Annotated in this window: 13 protein-coding genes; 9 read left to right on the forward strand and 4 right to left on the reverse strand. The window is 68.1% G+C overall.

What is annotated here, in order from left to right; genetic code table 11:
* Positions 1 to 42 precede the first annotated feature (42 nt).
* The 3 genes from HV701_RS06110 to HV701_RS06120 form a co-directional block, all read right to left on the reverse strand.
* Entirely contained in the window at positions 43 to 1,299 is a 1,257-nt protein-coding gene (locus HV701_RS06110) for a M24 family metallopeptidase (protein WP_175132169.1), read from the reverse strand.
* A 181-nt stretch (positions 1,300 to 1,480) separates the two neighbouring features.
* Entirely contained in the window at positions 1,481 to 1,693 is a 213-nt protein-coding gene (locus tag HV701_RS06115; protein ID WP_006219198.1) for a YbdD/YjiX family protein, read from the reverse strand.
* A 17-nt stretch (positions 1,694 to 1,710) separates the two neighbouring features.
* Positions 1,711 to 3,798, reverse strand: a complete 2,088-nt coding sequence (locus HV701_RS06120; RefSeq protein ID WP_175132170.1) for a carbon starvation CstA family protein — start codon at positions 3,796 to 3,798, stop codon at positions 1,711 to 1,713.
* Between the two features lie 317 nt (positions 3,799 to 4,115).
* Between HV701_RS06120 and HV701_RS06125 the strand changes: the two genes are divergently transcribed.
* The 3 genes from HV701_RS06125 to folE all read left to right on the forward strand — a co-directional run bounded on the left by HV701_RS06125 (position 4,116) and on the right by folE (position 6,863).
* On the forward strand, positions 4,116 to 5,537 hold the full coding sequence (locus HV701_RS06125) for a cache domain-containing protein (RefSeq protein ID WP_175132171.1): 1,422 nt from the start codon (positions 4,116 to 4,118) through the stop codon (positions 5,535 to 5,537).
* A complete protein-coding gene (locus HV701_RS06130; protein WP_175132172.1) occupies positions 5,534 to 6,190 on the forward strand; it encodes a response regulator in 657 nt (218 codons plus the stop codon). The genes HV701_RS06125 and HV701_RS06130 overlap by 4 nt, the downstream gene beginning before the upstream one ends.
* Positions 6,191 to 6,317: 127 nt before the next feature.
* Positions 6,318 to 6,863 (forward strand): GTP cyclohydrolase I FolE, encoded by a 546-nt coding sequence (gene folE, locus HV701_RS06135; protein WP_175132173.1) that lies wholly within the window; start codon positions 6,318 to 6,320, stop codon positions 6,861 to 6,863.
* A 63-nt stretch (positions 6,864 to 6,926) separates the two neighbouring features.
* On the opposite strand, the gene HV701_RS06140 is transcribed toward folE, so the two are convergent.
* Entirely contained in the window at positions 6,927 to 7,889 is a 963-nt protein-coding gene (locus HV701_RS06140) for a DMT family transporter (protein ID WP_236756718.1), read from the reverse strand.
* A gap of 75 nt (positions 7,890 to 7,964) precedes the next feature.
* Between HV701_RS06140 and HV701_RS06145 the strand changes: the two genes are divergently transcribed.
* The 6 genes from HV701_RS06145 to HV701_RS06170 all read left to right on the forward strand — a co-directional run.
* Entirely contained in the window at positions 7,965 to 8,816 is an 852-nt protein-coding gene (locus tag HV701_RS06145; protein WP_175132174.1) for a LysR family transcriptional regulator, read from the forward strand.
* 216 nt (positions 8,817 to 9,032) lie between these two features.
* Positions 9,033 to 10,061, forward strand: coding sequence for a taurine ABC transporter substrate-binding protein (gene tauA / locus HV701_RS06150; RefSeq protein WP_175132175.1), 1,029 nt, complete (start codon positions 9,033 to 9,035; stop codon positions 10,059 to 10,061).
* Between the two features lie 89 nt (positions 10,062 to 10,150).
* Positions 10,151 to 10,987, forward strand: a complete 837-nt coding sequence (locus HV701_RS06155) for a taurine ABC transporter ATP-binding protein (RefSeq protein WP_175132176.1) — start codon at positions 10,151 to 10,153, stop codon at positions 10,985 to 10,987.
* The gene (locus tag HV701_RS06160) at positions 10,980 to 11,807 is read left to right on the forward strand and encodes an ABC transporter permease subunit (RefSeq protein ID WP_175132177.1); all 828 of its coding nucleotides are present in this window, start codon (positions 10,980 to 10,982) and stop codon (positions 11,805 to 11,807) included. The genes HV701_RS06155 and HV701_RS06160 overlap by 8 nt, the downstream gene beginning before the upstream one ends.
* 171 nt (positions 11,808 to 11,978) lie before the next feature.
* Complete coding sequence (gene pdxR, locus HV701_RS06165; RefSeq protein WP_175132178.1) at positions 11,979 to 13,502, forward strand: MocR-like pyridoxine biosynthesis transcription factor PdxR; 1,524 nt, start codon at positions 11,979 to 11,981, stop codon at positions 13,500 to 13,502.
* A gap of 338 nt (positions 13,503 to 13,840) precedes the next feature.
* A partial coding sequence (locus tag HV701_RS06170; RefSeq protein ID WP_217467951.1) for a S6 family peptidase occupies positions 13,841 to 17,938 on the forward strand: 4,098 nt, incomplete at its 3' end.

Consider the following 17,938-nt stretch of genomic DNA (forward strand, 5'->3'; position numbering starts at 1 on the left):
TGCCCGGCCGCGCGCCAGGATAGCAGGGCTGGCGCCGGCACACTAGCCGTCCGCGCGCATCAGCCGGGTCGAGTTTTCGTTCAGCGCGATGCCGCCTGTTTCGCCCACGATCACGGTGCCGCCGATATTCGCCAAATGGCGGCCGAAACCGCAATTGGGCTCGAATGCGAAGCACATGCCGGCTTGCAGGGGCAGGTCCCGCCCCACGGTGGGCAAGGGCCGCAGTTGCGGATAGCGGACCGCCTCCGGCAGCAATTCTATGCCTGGCGCGCTGCCGAAACCCACCGGCCCGTACGGGTTGATGCTGTGGACCAGGGGGTGCACATGCCAGCCGCCGGCGGCCAGCAGGGGCGCTTCCATGGCGTCGACCAGATCGCCGAAGGTATTGCCGGCGCGCAGCGCCGCCAGCCCGGCGTCGTAGCCGGCGCGGGCCACTGCGGCGGCGCGCTCGAAGTCCGGATGGACTTCGCCGATGGCAACGGCGGCCTGGTGCTGGGTTTCCATCAGGCCATACAGCGCGAACAGTTCCGACAGCACGATGTCGCCCTCGCGCAGCACTCGGGGCTGCTGCGAACGGTATTGCCAGGCGGGCGGCCCCCAGCCGACATACTCCGGCCCGGTGCCCAGCAGCACTTCGGCGGTGTAGCCGCCAAGCGCGAAGCAGGTGGCGGTGACGGCGGCCACCAGGTCGGCTTCGCTGACGCCCGGCCTGGCCGTGGCGCGCAGGGCCTCGCTCATGGCCTCGCCGATATCAGCGGCGCGGCGGATCAGGCCCAGCTCCTCTTCGCTCTTGACCGAGGCCAGGCGGAAGAACGCCTTGTAGACGGGGACGAATTCGGCCTTGGGCAGCGCCTGCGCCATGCCTTGCAGGGTGCGGGCCGGCAGCGCGCCATCGAAATAGAACGGCGGATAGGGCTCCAGGCCGATCACACCGACGCGCCGGCCATCCAGCCCGCGTTCGGCCAGCCAGCCGCCGACATCCCGGCCGGTCTTGCCGACATAGAGCTGTTCCGGCGCGATCCATTGGAGATCGCCGCGCAACGCCGCCTGGATGTGGTCGGCGATCATCAGCGAGGCAAAGGTGTAGACCCGCGGGGGCTCGTCGCCGATGAACACGACCAGCGATCCGGGACGGTCGTTACTGAAATAGCAATCGGGTGAAAAGCCGGCGGGCGCGGCCGCTTCGCGGTCGCCATAGACCACCAGGGCATCCAGGCCCTCGGCCCGCATGATGGCGCGGGCCAGGGTCCAGCGCCGGTCGCGTTCCGCCAGCGACAGAGGGGCGGGGGGCAGGGTCATGAGCGGTGCTCCTTCAGAGCAATAGAGGAGCGCGCAGATTAATTCAATCAAATGAATTAATCAAACGATCATGTCGGGCCAGGCCTGGCGTGGCCGGTCCGTGACGGCGCGGCGCCGGTCAGGCCGCGCGGCTTGCCCGATGGCAAAGCGCGCGGCCGGATTGATTCCTCGCCCTTCCCCGTCAGCAGCAGCCGATGCGCTTCTTGCCGCCGTAGCGGGCATCCTGGCGCTCGCGGAAGAACGCCTCGTAGCTCATCGGCTCCTGGTCCGGATGGGTGCGCCGCATGTGCTCGACGTAGGTCTCGTAGTCTGGCACCCCGACCATCAACCGCAGCGTCTGGCCGAGATAGCGGCCGGCGGCGCCGGCCGCCGAGGTCATGTTGGAAAACAGCATGGCGGCGCCTCCCGGCCTCAGTCCGCGCCGGCGGCCGCGGCGGCCGGCAGGGTTTCGTAGGGCGTTTCGCGCGCGCTCGGCTGGTTCTCGGCGCGGGCGCGCTGCACCGAACGGATGCCGAACACCACGATGCTGACCACCACGAACATGAAGATCGCGCACAGGCCGGCGTTGATGTAGTCGTTCAGCACCACGCGCGACATTTCCGCCAGCGACTTGGCCGGAGCCAGCACCTTGCCTTCGGCGATCGCGGCGGTGTACTTGGCCGCGTGCGACAGGAAGCTGACCTTGGGGTCGGCGTGGAACAGCTTCTGCCAGCCGGCGGTCAGGGTGCACGCCAGCAGCCACAGCGTGGGCAGCACGGTGACCCAGGCGTAGCGATCGCGCTTCATCTTGAACAGCACCACGGTGCCCAGGGTCAGCGCGATCGCGGCCAGCATCTGGTTGGCGATGCCGAACAGCGGCCACAGTGTGTTGATGCCGCCCAGCGGATCGACCACGCCCTGGTACAGGAAGTAGCCCCAGGCCGCCACGCACAGGCCGGTGGCGATCAGGTTGGCCGGCAGCGACTCGGTGCGCTTGAGCGACGGCGCGAAGGTGCCCAGCAGGTCCTGCAGCATGAAGCGGCCGGCGCGGGTGCCGGCATCCACCGCCGTCAGGATGAACAGCGCCTCGAACAGGATGGCGAAGTGGTACCAGAACGCCATCATGCTGGGGCCGCCGATGGCCTGGTGCAAGATGTGCGCCATACCCACGGCCAGGGTCGGCGCGCCGCCGGCGCGCGAGATGATGGTGCTTTCGCCCACGTCCTTGGCGGTCTGCACCAGGTCGGCCGGCGTCACCACGAAGCCCCAGCTGGACACCACCTGGGCCACCTGGTCAGGCGTGGTGCCGATGACGGCCGCCGGGCTGTTCATGGCGTAATAGATGCCCGGCTCGATCACGCAAGCGGCCACCAGCGCCATGATGGCGACGAACGATTCCATCAGCATGCCGCCGTAACCGATGTAGCGGGCCTGGGTTTCGTTCTCGATCAGCTTGGGCGTGGTGCCCGACGAGATCAGGGCATGGAAGCCCGACACCGCGCCGCAGGCGATGGTGATGAACAGGAACGGGAACAGGTTGCCCGACCACACCGGGCCGGTGCCGTCCACGAATTGGGTCAGCGCCGGCATTTTCAGCTCGGGCGCGACCACCACGATGCCGATGGCCAGGCCGACGATGGTGCCGATCTTCAGGAAGGTCGACAGATAGTCGCGCGGCGCCAGCAGCAGCCACACCGGCAGCACCGAGGCGATGAAGCCGTAGATGATCAGGATCCAGGTCAGGCCCTTGCCGTCGAAGTCGAACATCGGGCCGATGACCGGATGCGCAGCCACGTCCTGGCCGAACACGATGGCGGCCATCAGGCCGACGAAGCCGATGACCGACACTTCGCCGATCTTGCCCGGGCGGATGTAGCGCAGGTATACGCCCATGAAGAGCGCGATGGGAATGGTCACGGCCACCGTGAACGTGCCCCACGGCGAGTGCGTCAGGGCCTTGACCACGATCAGCGCCAGCACCGCCAGGATGATGACCATGATCATGAAGGCGCCGAACAGCGCGATCACGCCCGGGATCTTGCCCAGCTCGGACTTGACCAGGTCGCCCAGCGAACGGCCGTCGCGGCGCGTCGAGATGAACAGGATGGTGAAGTCCTGCACCGCGCCGGCAAACACCACGCCGGCCAGGATCCACAGCATGCCGGGCAGGTAGCCCATCTGCGCGGCCAGCACGGGGCCGACCAGCGGGCCGGCGCCGGCGATGGCGGCGAAGTGGTGGCCGAACAGCACGTGCTTGTTGGTCGGCACGTAGTCCAGGCCGTCGTTGTACTTCCAGGCCGGCGTCATGCGCGTCGGGTCAAGGCGGAACACCTTGTTGGCGATGAAGCGGCTGTAATACCGGTATGCGATCAAGTACACGCAGACGGCGGCGATCACCACCCATAGCGCGTTGACGGTCTCCCCTCTGGCCAGCGCCACGGTGCCGAGCGCGAACGCGCCCAATACCGCAACCGCCAGCCAGACCAGGTGCTGACCCAGTCCCTTACTGCTGGTTTGCATAAGTGCTCCTCTAGCCTCCCGCCCTGCTTTTGGCGTGAAACGTTTTTTTCGTCCCGCGGGTAGGCAGACTCATTGTTGTAGGGTGGCGGACGCAGGCGTCCGCACGGCGTCCGGTCGACGCGGGCGTTAGTATTTCGGTTTGCCCCAGGCGCAACAAGCGCGGAACTACGCAAGTCCCCTACGTGGTACTACGGAATGCGCCGCAGCATATTCAAGGCCGGGATCGTAAAATCGATCGCGCGCCCGCTTGCAGGGCGGCGGCCTTTCTTCCTTGATGCATCGCAACACGCGCGCCTCGCGCTGATACAAATCCCCTGATGAAGCTGCGCCTCAAAATCCTCTTGCTGGCCGCCGTCCCCCTGCTGGTGGCGCTGGCGGCCATCGCCGTGGCGGTGTACGTGCAGGGCCTGCAATTGGCCCAGCGCGAGAAAGAAGTAGTGGAAAACGCCTGGCTCGGCAGCAAGGAAAGCGAACTGCGCCACTACGTCAGCCTGGCCTACAGCGCCATCGCCCCGCTGCAGGACGCCAGCGATGGCGACGCCGCGCGCGAGCGCGCGCTGGCGCTGCTGGCGCAGATGGAATTCGGCCACGACGGCTATTTCTTCGTCTACGACCTGCGCGGCAAGAATCTGATGCATCCGCGCCAGCCCGAACTGGTCGGCCAGGAGCTCTGGAACCTGCGCGACACCCGGGGACAGCCGGTGATCCAGAACCTGCTGGCCGCCGCCCGCCACGGCGGCAGCCAGGGCCAGGCGGTTCACTATCTCTGGGAAAAGCCCTCGACCCACCAGACCGTCGAAAAGCTCGGCTACGTGGTGGTGCTGGAACGCTGGGGCTGGATGCTCGGCACCGGCATCTACCTGGACGACGTCGAGCAGGCGCTGGCGCACATCGACGCCGCCGCCCAGGCCAACATCCGCAACATGTTCGCCTGGGTCGCCGGTATCGCGGCGGTCTCGATCCTGGGCGTGGCGGCCTGCGGGCTGGCGCTCAATATCAGCGACCATCGCCAATCCGACGCCAAGCTGCGGCTGATGGCCCAGCAACTGGTGCGCTCGCAGGAAGACGAACGCGCGCGCCTGTCGCGCGAGCTGCACGACGGCATCAGCCAGGTGCTGGTGTCGGGCAAGCTGGCTCTCGAAGCCGCCCGCGACCGCCTGCGCCAGGCCCTGGGGGCCGAGCCGCGCGCGCTGGCGCACATCGACACCCCGTTGGGCGGCGCGCTCGACCGCCTCAATAGCGCCGTGGGCGAGGTACGCCGCATCTCGCACAACCTGCGCCCCGCGCTGCTGGACGACCTGGGCCTGCCGGCCGCGCTGGAACACCTGGGCCGCGAATTCGCCAGCGCCAGCCAGCACGGCGCCGCGCCGCTGGCCGTGCGCCTGTCCACCCAGGGCCGGCCGGTGAAACTGCCCGAGGCCTACGCCACCGCCCTGTTCCGCGTCACCCAGGAGGCGCTCACCAACGTGGTGCGCCACGCCGGCGCCCGCCACGCCGACCTGACGCTGACCTACGCCGAGCGCGAACTGCGCCTGACCATTCACGACGACGGCCGCGGCTTCGACTACGCCGCGGTGCAGCAGGACCCGCGCGGCGGCATCGGCCTGCGCAACATGCGCGAACGCATGACGGCGCTGTCCGGCAGCCTCAGCTTCCACACCTCCAACCAGGGCACCACCCTGCAGGCCTGGCTGCCCTTGCCGCCAGCCCCCTCTTCCGACGCTTCCCCCTCCGTATGACCGACCCTGGCTCCCCCATCCGATTGCTGCTGATCGACGACCACCCGCTGGTGCGCGACGGCCTGCGCCTGCGCCTGGAAACCGTGCCGCACCTGCAGGTGGTGGGCGAGGCCGGCAACGCCGCCGCCGCCCTCGCCTTCCTGCAGGCCTGCGTCGCCGAGGACCCGCAGGGCGGCGCCCTGCCGCAGCTGGTGCTGATGGACCTGAACATGCCGGGCGTGGGCGGCCTGGAACTGACCGCGCAATTGCACGAGCGCTATCCACAGATCGCGGTGCTGGTGCTGTCGATGCACGACAACCCCGAATACATGCTGCAGGCGGTGCGCGCCGGCGCGCGCGGCTACCTGCTCAAGGACGAGCCGGCCCAGGAGATCCTGGCCGCCATCGATACCGTCATGACCGGCCGCAATTACTTCAGCGCCGCCGTGTCGCTGCGCCTGTCGCAGGCCAGCGCCCCCGCCACCCTGCTGACGCAGCGCGAGCGCGACGTGCTGCGCCACATCGCCAGCGGCCACGCCAACAAGCAGATCGCCCAGGCGCTGGGCCTGTCGGTGCGCACCGTCGAAACTCACCGGCTGAACATCAAGCGCAAGCTGGGCATCGACGGCCAGGCCGAACTGATCAAGTACGCGGTCGAGAATCGCGGCGTCTGACCCGGCGCCGGCTGCCCCCGCTGGCGGCCGGACGCTGGCCGGGCAACCGCGGCTGCGGAACGGCCCGGCGCTGGGGTAGACTTGCGTGTTCATCGCCGTTGCCGGCGCGCAGCCCCCAGGAGTTCCCATGTCATTGGAAAATCACTACACCGCCATTCTCGAAGCCCTGGGGGAAGATCCGTCCCGCGAAGGCCTGGCCGACACGCCGGCGCGCGCGGCCAAGGCCATGCGCCACCTGTGCCGCGGCTACCACCAGAACCTGGACGAAATCGTCAACGGCGCGCTGTTCACGTCCGACACGCGCGAGATTGTGCTGGTCAAGAACATCGAGCTGTATTCGCTCTGTGAGCACCACATGCTGCCTTTCATCGGCAAGGCGCACGTGGCCTACCTGCCCAATGGCAAAGTGCTGGGCCTGTCCAAGGTGGCGCGCATCGTCGAGATGTACGCCCGCCGCCTGCAGATCCAGGAAAACCTCAGCCGCCAGGTGGCCGAGGCGGTGCAATCGGTCACCGGCGCGGCCGGCGTGGCCGTGGTGATCGAGGCGCAGTACATGTGCATGATGATGCGCGGCGTCGAAAAGCAGAATTCGTCCATGGTCACGTCGGTGATGCTGGGCGAATTCCACGAGAATCCCTCGACCCGCGCGGAATTCCTCAGCCTGATCCGCTGAAGCGCGCCCCGCATCCCCCAGGCAAGGGCGGTTTGCGCCGCCCTCGATGGCGCGAAGGGAGCGCTAGCGCCGTTCGCCGCGCACGACCATCCAGATGCCGCAACCCGACACCCCCGTGCCCAGCAGCATCAACCAGGACAACGGCTCATCGAACATGGCCCAGGCCCACAACAGGGTGACCGCGGGACTCAGGTACAGCACGCTGGCGACACGGGTCGGCGACGAGCGTCGCAGGCAGATCCAATACAGGCCATAGCCGCCCAGCGTGGACAGCACCGCCGTCCACAGCACGCTCAGCGCGAACCCCGGGCTGGGAACCGGCAGCAAGCTGCCTTCCCTGCCCGCCAGCGCGGCGAAGGCCAAGGCCGAAATGGCGCACTGCAGCCACAGATTGGCCAGCAAGCCCAGGGCAGCGGGTGAATCGGCCCGCTTCTGCCACAAGGTCGCCAGCGCCAGCGACAGCATGCCCAGCAGCGGCAGACCGTAGCTCCACAGGGGTGTCTCGCCCCAGGCCAGGGCATCCTGCGTCACCAGGATCACGCCGAGTAATCCCAGCATCAATCCCAGCCAGACGCGCTTGTCCAGGCGCTGGCCAAGCAGTCCCGCGCCCAGCAGCGCGGTGCCGATCGGCAACAGGTCGGCGATCAGCGCCGCCAGGCCCGCGGGCACGCCGTACTCAATGCCCTTGGACACGCCCGCCAGGTAGCCGGCCATCGCCAGCAGGCCGATGCCGGCATGACGCAACAACACCGCCAGCGGCGCGCGCCGCAACTGCCCAGCCACCCAGGGCAGCAACGCCAGCGTCACCACCACGCAACGCCAGAACACCACCAAGAAGACCGGGGCGTGATCGATGGAAAAGCGCGTCCCGACGAACCCCGAACTCCAGGTCACGACCAGCGCGGCCTCCAGCGCCAGCAGTGGCACGGCAGCCACCGACGCGCGCCGGACGACGGAGGGCTCAGATGTGGCGTTGCCGGTCGCGCGGCAGGACGGGGCGGGATGGATCATGGTCGGCGTCTTCATGGCCTTGACCTTAACGCCTGGCCATAATCAAATAAATCAAAATATATTTGCCATCTTGTTCACAAAATCGAAACCATGAACCCATCCCTGGATATCGACCTGCTGCGCACCTTCCATGCCGTGGCCCGGCTGGGCCAATTCCGCGCCGCCGCGGAACAGGTCCACCGCAGCCCGGCGGCCGTCAGCATGCACATCCAGCGGCTGGAAGCCCTGGCCGGTGGCCGGCTGCTCGAGCGCGACAACCAATCGGTGACGCTGACGCCATTGGGCCAGCGCGTGCTGGGCAGCACGGCCGAGCTGCTGCGCGTCCACGACCGGGTACTGGGCGGCATCCAGGGGACGGCGCTGGCCGGGCGCATCAAGCTGGGCCTGCCCGACGAGTACGCTGCCCACGTCATCCGCGACATCCTGCCGCTGTTCGCGGCGCAATGGCCGGGCGTCGTGCTGGAAGTGACGACGGCGCCCAGCCTGGCCTTGCGTGATCAGGTCGAGCGCGGTCGCCTGCATCTGGCGCTGGCGGCGCAGGCGATGGCCAAGCGGCCGGACGGGCGGGCGCTGACCCTGACCACGCCGGTATGGGCAGGCGGCGCCGGGCTGGGAACGCCGTTGCCCGATCCCCTGCCCTTGGCGCTGCATGCGGCGCATTGCCCTTACCGGGAGGCAATGACGACCGCCTTGGACCGCGCCGGCCAGGCCTGGCGGGTGGTCCTGAGCAGTCCGTCGAGCCAGGCGGTGGCGGCGTGCGTCGAGTCCGGCCTGGCCGTGAGCCTGATCGATCGCTCGCGGATCACCGGCGCGATGCGCGTGCTCGATGGACTGCCGGCCATCGCGGCGCATGAAATCGTTCTATTGCGCGCCGCCGCATCGCCGGCCGACCCGGCCGCCGATCTGCTGGAACACACCCTGCGGCGCCATTTCAGGCTCTAGCGCACGCCGCTGCATCGGCGTCCCGCGCCAGGAATGGCCATCCCCCGCCAGGCGTGGCCGCGCGGGACAGCCCCTGGGCGCTGCGCCCTGTGGCTCCTACCGAATACGGCATCTGGCCCTAGCGCTGTGGCCCGATCCGGGCAAACTGGCACCACAGGCCGCACCGGCACAAGCCGGTCGCGTCGGGGCGCGGCCCATTCTCTACGGGAGATCACCATGAACGCCTTATACCGCCTCATCCGCCGCGGCATCCTGGCCGGCCTGGCCGCCACCGTGCTGGCCGCGCCCGTCCATGCCGAGACCCGCCTGACCGTGGGCTACCAGCTCATCGTCGGGCCCTTCCTCTCCGCCATCGCCGACGGCAGCTTCGATGCCGCCCTGAAAGACGCCGGTTACCAGGTCGACTGGCGCCAGTTCACCTCCGGCGGCGACATTTCCACCGCGCTGGCCTCGGGCAACGTGCCGGTCGGCGTGCTCGGCTCCACCGGCATCACCTCGGCCGCCACCCGCGGCGTCGACCTGCAATTGTTCTGGGTCCTGGACAACATCGGCAAGTCCGAAGCGCTGGTGGCGCGCAATGGCTCGGGCATCAACAGCACCGCCGACCTGAAAGGCAAGCGCGTGGCCACGCCGTTCGTGTCGACCTCGCACTTTCACCTGCTGGTGGGGTTGGAGCAGGTCTGGAAGATCAATCCGCGCGAGGTACGCATCCTGAACATGCAACCGCCGCAGATCGTGGCCGCCTGGCAGCGCGGCGACATCGACGCCGCCTACGTCTGGCCGCCTGCGTTGACCGAGATCGAGAAAACCGGCAAGGTCATCGCCGATTCCGAAGCCATCGGCCGCGCCAGCGTGCCGACCTTCGACGGCCTGGTGGTCGACCGCGCCTGGGCGGCCAAGAATCCCAAGTTCATGGCCGCCTTCACCGCCGTACTGGCCAAGTCGTATGCCGCCTACCGCGCCAACCCGGCCGCCTGGACCGCCGACTCGGCCCAGGTCAAGCGTATCGTCAAGCTGATCGGCGGCAAGCCCGATGACGTCGCCGCCGCGCTCAAGCTGCTGACCTTTCCCACCGCCCAGGAGCAGGCCTCTTCCGAATGGCTGGGCGGCGGCAAGGAGTCGGGCGCGGCGCGCGCGTTCGCCGCCAGCGCTAAATTCCTGAAAGACCAGAAGCAGATCGACAAGGCGCTGGACGACTACAGCGCCCACGTCACCGACCAGTACGCCAAAGCGGCCGCCAAATAGCCGCGGCCAGACGCCGGGCGCGCCGCAAGCCGCGCCCGGCCCCGTCGCCCGCCTGGCCGCGGGCGACGCACCATGCAAGGGGACCTCGCATGACCTCACCCGCCACGCCCGCCGCGCAGGCCCTGCGCGCGGACCACGTCAGCGTCACCTACCCCGGGCTGCACGACAGCGGGCCGGTGGTCGCGCTGCAGGACGTCAACCTGACCATCGAACCCGGCGAATTCGTCGTCGCCCTGGGCGCCTCGGGCTGCGGCAAGACCACGCTGCTGAGCCTGCTGGCCGGCTTCCTGTCGCCCACCGAGGGCGACATCACGCTGGGCGGCCGGCCCATCACCGGCCCCGGCGCCGACCGCGGCGTGGTGTTCCAGAAGCACGCCCTGCTGCCCTGGCTGAACGTACTGGAGAACACCGAATTCGGTCTCAAGCTGCAGGGCGTGGACAAGGAGACGCGCCGCGCCCGCGCCCGCCGCAACCTGGAACTAGTGGGCCTGAAGGACTTCCACCGCCACATGATCTACCAGCTTTCCGGCGGCATGCAGCAGCGCGTGGGCATCGCCCGCGCCCTGACCTGCGATCCGGCCATGCTGCTGATGGACGAGCCGATGGCGGCGCTCGATGCGCTCACGCGCGAGACCATCCAGGAGCTGCTGCTGGATATCTGGCGCCAGACCGGCAAGATGTTCTTCTTCATCACCCATAGCGTGGAAGAGGCGCTGTTCCTGGGCTCGCGGCTGATCGTCATGTCGCCGCGCCCGGGACGCATCACCCACACCTTCCAGCCGGACTTCAACCGGCGCTACCTGGAGACGCGCGATGGCCGCGGCATCAAATCGAGTCCCGACTTCATCGCCATGCGCGAGCAAGTCCTCGGCATCATCTACGGCGATGAACTCGCCGCATCCGACGCGCAGGCCGTCCATGCCTAGCGGCCTGGGCCGCCGCCGGCCGGCCGCGCCCGGCAAGGTCTACGGCGCGCCGGGCGCCGGCTACAGCGGCCACATCAGCCTGCTCACCAGCATCGCGCTGCTGGCGCTGTGGTTCCTGGCCACCAACGCCGGCTGGGTCAAGCCGCTGTTCCTGCCGTCGCCGCAGGCGGTCTACGGCAAGTTCGTATCCGCCATGACCGAAGGCGTGGCCAACTCGACTCTGGCCGAGCACGCCATGGCCAGCCTGACGCGGGTGTTCTCGGCCTTCTTCCTGGCCTGCGCCACCGCCATCCCGGTCGGCATCCTGATGGGCGTGAACCGCTACGCGCGCGGCATCTTCGATCCGCCGATCGAGTTCTACCGCCCGCTGCCGCCGCTGGCCTACCTGCCGCTCATCATCATCTGGTTCGGCATCGGCGAGTTTCCCAAGATCCTGCTGATCTACCTGGCCATCTTCGCGCCCATGGCCATCGCCGCGCGCGCCGGCGTGCGCTCGGTGTCGATCGAGCAGATCCACGCCGCCTACGCCATGGGCGGCACGCGCATGCAGATCGTCTGGCACGTGATCCTGAAAGCCGCCATGCCGGAGATCTTCACCGGCATGCGCATCGGCATCGGCGTCGGCTGGACCACGCTGGTGGCCGCCGAGATGGTGGCGGCCGACCGCGGACTGGGCTTCATGGTGCTGAACGCGGCGCAGTTCCTGGCCAGCGACACGGTCATCATGGGCATCATCGTGATCGGCGTGTTCGCCTTCGCCTTCGATCTGCTGGTGCGGTATCTGGAGAAATTCGCGATTCCGTGGAAGGGACGCATCTAGGACGCCCGCCGTTCCATTTTCGGGCCGATGCGTCCGCGCCAGGCGCATCGGCAGGGCAATCCCGCATTCCTTTTCTCCACCTGGCTCCTCTATCCTGGGATCGCGTCCCCGGTGCCGGCCGCTCCTGCGCGCCGGCCTGGCCGGGACGCGCCGCCACTACAAGGAGCCGCCATGTCCAGCCAGGCCTCGATGCTCAAGCCTGTGTTGTGGGAACGCCTGTTCGAACGGGAAAGCGCCCCCAATCTCAGCCTGCAGGGCCGCGTGCGCCAGATGCTGGTGTCGGCGATTCTCAGTGGCCACCTGCCGCCGGGCGCGCCGGTGCCGTCCAGCCGCTATCTGGCCGACCAGTTGCGCATCGCCCGCAACACCGTGGTGTTCGCCTACCAGCAGTTGGTCAGCGAGGGCTATTTGGAATCGCGCGAGCGCAGCGGCCATTTCGTCCACGACGGGGTGCTGGAGGGCCGCTCCGCGCCGCCGGCGGCCGACACGGACGCGGCGCCGCCGGCCGACCCGGTGCGCTGGGACGAGCGGCTGCGTTTTCGCCCCACGCGCCAGCGCAACATCGTCAAGCCGCGCGACTGGCAGAAGCAACCCTATCCCTTCGTCTACGGCCAGTTCGACCAGGACCTGTTCCCCACCGCCGACTGGCGCGAATGCTGCATCAAGGCCTTGTCGGTGCTGGATATCCGCAGCTGGGCGCCCGACCTCATCACCCATGACGACCCCGCGCTGATCGAGCAGATCCGCACCCAGGTGCTGCCGCGCCGCGGCGTGTGGGCCGACGCCGAGGAAATCGTCATCACCGTCGGCGCGCAGCATGCGCTCTACCTGCTGGCCGACCTGCTGGTCAACGAGGACACCGTGGTCGGCATGGAAGACCCCGGCTATCCGGATGCGCGCAACATCTTCGCCAGCCATACCCGCCACCTGCTGCCGCTGCCGGTGGACGACCAGGGCCTGCGCACCGGCACCCACCTGCTCGGCTGCGACTACGTGTTCGTCACGCCCGGCCACCAGTGTCCGACCACCGTGACGCTGTCGCCGGCGCGGCGCGAGGCCCTGCTGACACTGGCGCGCCAGGCCGACAGCCTGATCATCGAAGACGACTTCGAAAGCGAAAGCCGCTGGGGCGATGGCGCCATCCCGGCGCTCAAGAGCCTGGACCGCGACGGCCGCGTGATCTATGTCGGCAGCCTGGCCAAGTCATTCGCGCCGGGGCTGCGCATCGGCTACATCGTCGCGCCGCGCGAACTCACCGCCGAACTGCGGGCGCTGCGCCGCCTGATGCTGCGCCATCCGTCCGCCTACATCCAGCGCGCGTTCTCGCTGTTCATTTCCCTGGGCCACCACCATTCGCTGCTGCGGCGCCAGTCGCAGGCCTACCAGAAGCGCGGCGGCGAACTGGCGGACGCGCTGGCGCGCTGGCTGCCCGACTTCACCGCCGTGCCCATCACCGGTTCGTCCTCATGCTGGCTCAAGGGTCCCGAATGGCTGGACGCCACCGAGCTGGCGCAGGCCGCGCTGGCCGAGGGCGTGGTGGTGGAGCCGGGCCAGGTGTTCTTCATGGAAGCCGCCCGCGCGCCGCGCAACTTCCTGCGGGTCGGCTTCACCTCGATCCGCGCCGAGCATATCGGCCCGGGCATGGAGCGGCTGGCGCAGGTGGTGCGCCGCTTCCGCCTGCGCGCGGCCGCGTAGGCCGCGCGGGCCGGGCCCGCCACACCAACAGGATGGCGCCGCTGGCGGCGGGCCGACCCTCGCGCCCCCGTAGCGGCGCAATGCCGTCGATGGCGAACATCCCGCCACGCTGAAGCCGTCCGATTTATCGACACTGGCGGCTCCGGCCCCGCCAAACTCAAGTCCAATCCCATTCCATCGTAGACGACGGAAGATCCCGCCCAGGAGATCTTTCCGCCGCCGCTCGCCGCGCCCCCCGAAAGCGCGGCGGCGCGGCGGGCATCGTCCCCGCCCTATGAAACGACGTCGAACACCCGCGACGGCGGCTCCTCCTTGCCCCTGGGTGCACGTCCCCCACCATGAACAAGATCTACTCGCTCAAGTACAACCATCAAAACCAGCTGGTCGCGGTATCCGAGGTATGCGGCGCGCGCAGGCGGGGCTCGACCACCGGCGCACCCCGCCGCGCGCGGCGGAAAGGCCCGCTCGGCACGCTCGCGACCGCCTTGCCGCTGCTGGCCGCAGCCCTGTTTGGCGGCACGGCCAGCGCCAGCTACGTCAGCATCGACATTCCCTACCAAACCTACCGCGATTTCAGCGAGAACAAGGGGGCCTTCCAGCCCGGCGCTCTGGGCCTGCCCATCTACGACAAGTCCGGCCAACTGCGCGGCCGCTTGAGCGACACCATTCCGTTCATCGATTTTTCCAGCGTCAGCGACGATCGGGCCATTGAAACCCTGATCGCGCCCCAATATGCCGCTGGCGTGGCGCACAACGTCTACCACGACGAAACCCGCTTTGGCGGCACGGTCTACACCCAGGTCAGGAGAGACCTGCATCCCAATTATCATACGGTGCGCGATTACACCCAGGAATGGGATTTTGATATCACCCGCACAAACAAACTGGTAACCGATGTGGCGCCCATCGCCAGATCCGTGGTCGCGCGAGCGGCGGTCTCGGCGCTTGACGTAAACGACAAGGATCGCTGGACAGAGGCGGAGCGTCAGCAATTTCCACTGTTCTACCGCGTCGGCATGGGTATTCAGTTCGTCGGCCCCGATCCGGACAAAGGCGTGAATATGGGACATGTCGATCCCGACCCCGCCCACCACATCAAGGACGGCGAATACTATCTCGGCTTTGCGTATAAATGGGCGACCGGTGGCATTGTGACGCCGACATGGTCGAATGAGACCTTTGTCATCGCCGAGGGAGACAAGGGTCTGCTGCCTTCATTCGTGGAACAAGGCGACAGCGGGTCCCCCTTGTTCGCCTGGGATGCCCGTAAAAAACAATGGGTGCTTGCCGGCACGGCGGCGGATCTTGCCATGTCCGAGCAAGGTAGCTACGTTTACTGGTCGCACCTGCCGGATGACTTTATCGCCGGCGTCATGAACAAAGATAACGACCCGGACGTCATCCACACCGCGGGCGACGGGGTTTTGGCTTGGACATTCGACAGCGCGCAGGGCACGGGCACGCTGAAACAGGCCACTGGCGCCCCTTACGCCATGCACGGCTATAAAAAGTCGGCCTCCTTTGCGCTCGGCAACAGCGCGCTCGACTTCCCTGGCCTGGATGCGGGAAAGAACATCGCCTTTCGCACGGCGGACGGCACCGGTAGCGGCCACATCCGGCTGAAAAACGCCGTTGACCAGGGCGCGGGCGCGCTGACCTTCCATAACGACTACGTCGTTTCCCCCGACACGAACCAGACCTGGATAGGCGGCGGCATCGACGTGAAGAATGACGTCAACGTGCAGTGGAACATCAATGGCGTATCCGGCGACGACCTGCACAAGATAGGCGCTGGCACCCTGACCATCGGCGGCACGGGCTTCAACCCCGGCGGCCTGCGCGTAGGCGACGGCAAGGTGATCCTGGCCCAACAGCCGGATGCCGACGGCCGCGTCCAGGCATTCGACGCCATCACCCTTGCCAGCGGGCGGGCCGAAGTCGTGCTGGGCGACGCCAGGCAGGTCAACCCGGACCGCATCCAATGGGGCGCGCGCGGCGGCGTCCTGGATATCAACGGCAATGACATCACGTTCAATCAATTGCCTGGCAACGCCCGGGACCATGGCGCCACGATCACCAACCGCGCCGCGCAAAAGGCGAGCGTGACGGTCAACCTCAGCCCCGTCGATCCCGACGAAGTCACCGACTACATCATCATGCCGCAGCGGACGGGCACCGGTTTGCGAGGCGACCTGTACAAGCGCGGCCTGAGCTATTTCGTCCTGAAGCAGAACAGCTTTGCCACCATTCCCTCCCTGGCTTCCCAAACCAGCGACGACTACTGGGAATACGCCGGGCAGCACCTGGCGGCCGCGCTGGAGAAGGCGAACGAGCGCAAGCGGGAATACTTCCCCACCCAAACGGAATTCATCTTCGCGGGAACCATAAAAGACAATATCGACGTCACCATCCTCAACCAGCCGAACACCGTGCTTATCGCCGATGGCGACATCGCCGTCGGCGCCAACACCCTCACCGCGCGGCAAGGCGAACTGGTTTTCCAGGGGCATCCCGTCGTCCATGCCATCAACACGCCGGACGTCGCACAGGCGCTGCGCGACCTCGGCGATGATTCCGTGAGGACGCAATCCGTATCGTTCGACCAGCCGGATTGGGAATCGCGCCAATTTTCCGTCGGGAGCCTGGCGCTGACGGACACCACCTTCCGCCTGGCGCGCAACGCCACCCTGCAGGGCGACATCGATGCGCGCCGCGCGCGCGTCATCCTGGGCAGCTCGCTGCTGTACATCAACCGGAACGACGGCGGGCGATTGGCGCAGGAACCGGAAAGCGGCGCCTCCATCGCCGCCACCGATGCCGACCAAAGCCGCTACCAGGGAAAGATCACGCTGAAGGAAAACTCGACGCTGGAAATCCGCGAGAAATTCGCTGGCGCCATCGACGCCAGCGACAGCGCCGTCACCGTGGTTTCCGATCAGGCGGCGCTGACGGATCGCAGCCACTTCAGCGGCGCTTCGTTGACCCTGGCCCCCGGCGCGCGTCTCGACGCATCCGGCGGCTGGTATGGCGATGGCGCCGTCACGGTGGCGGACGGCGCCACCCTGACATTGGCCGGCGCGCCCGCGGGCCCGGCCCATTACTTCACCCAGGCCATCACCTTGGCGGGCGACAATGCAAGCCTGCACCTGGCGCCGGGCAGCCATTCGTTCGGCGACCTCTCCAGCCTGGCCGTCAGCCGCGTCACGCTCGGCGCGCCAGCCGTAACCGACGCACCGGAAACCGAGTACGCCGGAACCGTGGATGCGGCACGGGCCAGCATGCAGGTGCACGATCATGCCCGCTGGATCATCACGGGAGACTCCACGCTGCGCCAACTCCAGGCGAACCACGCACAGTTGGGCTTCGACGACGACAGCCGGACACGACACGCATTCATGACGCAGGCGCTCGCGTCGTCCGCCACCTCCCTGGCCATGGATCCGGCGCCAGCCGCGGCAATCCGGCCCGCCTACCGCCTGACGGCCGATACGATCGCCGCCTCGGATAGCACCTTTGTGTTCCGGGTCGATCCCTACGGCGGCGATCATGACCGCTTGACCGTCAACGCCGGGCTGAGCGGCAGCGGCAACCGGCTGCGGATCACGCAGCTCGGTGACGGCGCCGCCACCGGCGCCGCGCAGGCCAGAGAGGATCTGCTGCTCAGCGCCCCCGCCGCCACGCCGGTTGACCTGTTCGCGCTGGAGCAGGCTTACGCAACGGGCGACGGCGCCGGCGCCGCCCAGGGCGCCGGGGCGTGGCTTGGCGGCCTCGCGGTCAGCCAGCAGGCGGATCAGCGGCAATGGTGGGCCATCAGTCTGCGCGACGATGCCCCCTGGCAGTTGACACAAGATCGCCAGTTCGACGCATTGCAATTGCCGACAGGCGGCCGCGTTCAATTGTCTCAGCCGGAGGCGGACTGGGCGCCGCATACCCTGCAGACCGACACCCTGATCGCCAGCGGCGTGCATTTCGCCTTGACCGCGCGGCCGCAAACCGGGGAGACCGACAGCATTCATATTGCCACCCTGGCGCAGGGCGGCGGCAACCGCCTGGACCTCACGCTCCTGGCACTGGATCCGGTGCCGGACGATGCCAGCGGCACGTTGCTGCTGGCGACCGCGCCCGTGGCGACGGCGGACGGCTACTTCGAACCGGGTCCGATCACGCAAGGGCTCACGGTCTACGTGCCCAACCTCGAGATCGTCAACACCGACACGCAGAAAAAATGGCAGCTGGCGTACAGGAAGGTGGGCGGCGGCGCCATTCCGCCCGACGCCACGCCGCCATCCGCCGAGACTGGCGGGGCCGACCAACCTGCCCCGCCTACCGATACCGGAGCGGCGGGCACGCCGGACACCGGCACCGCCCCTGCGCCGGCGGACCCGCCCCTGCCGCCGGCCGACACCGGTGCGGCCGGCACGCCGGCCACCGGCGCC

This window comes from Achromobacter pulmonis, assembly GCF_902859765.1.
Classification (GTDB): Bacteria; Pseudomonadota; Gammaproteobacteria; order Burkholderiales; family Burkholderiaceae_B; genus Achromobacter; species Achromobacter pulmonis.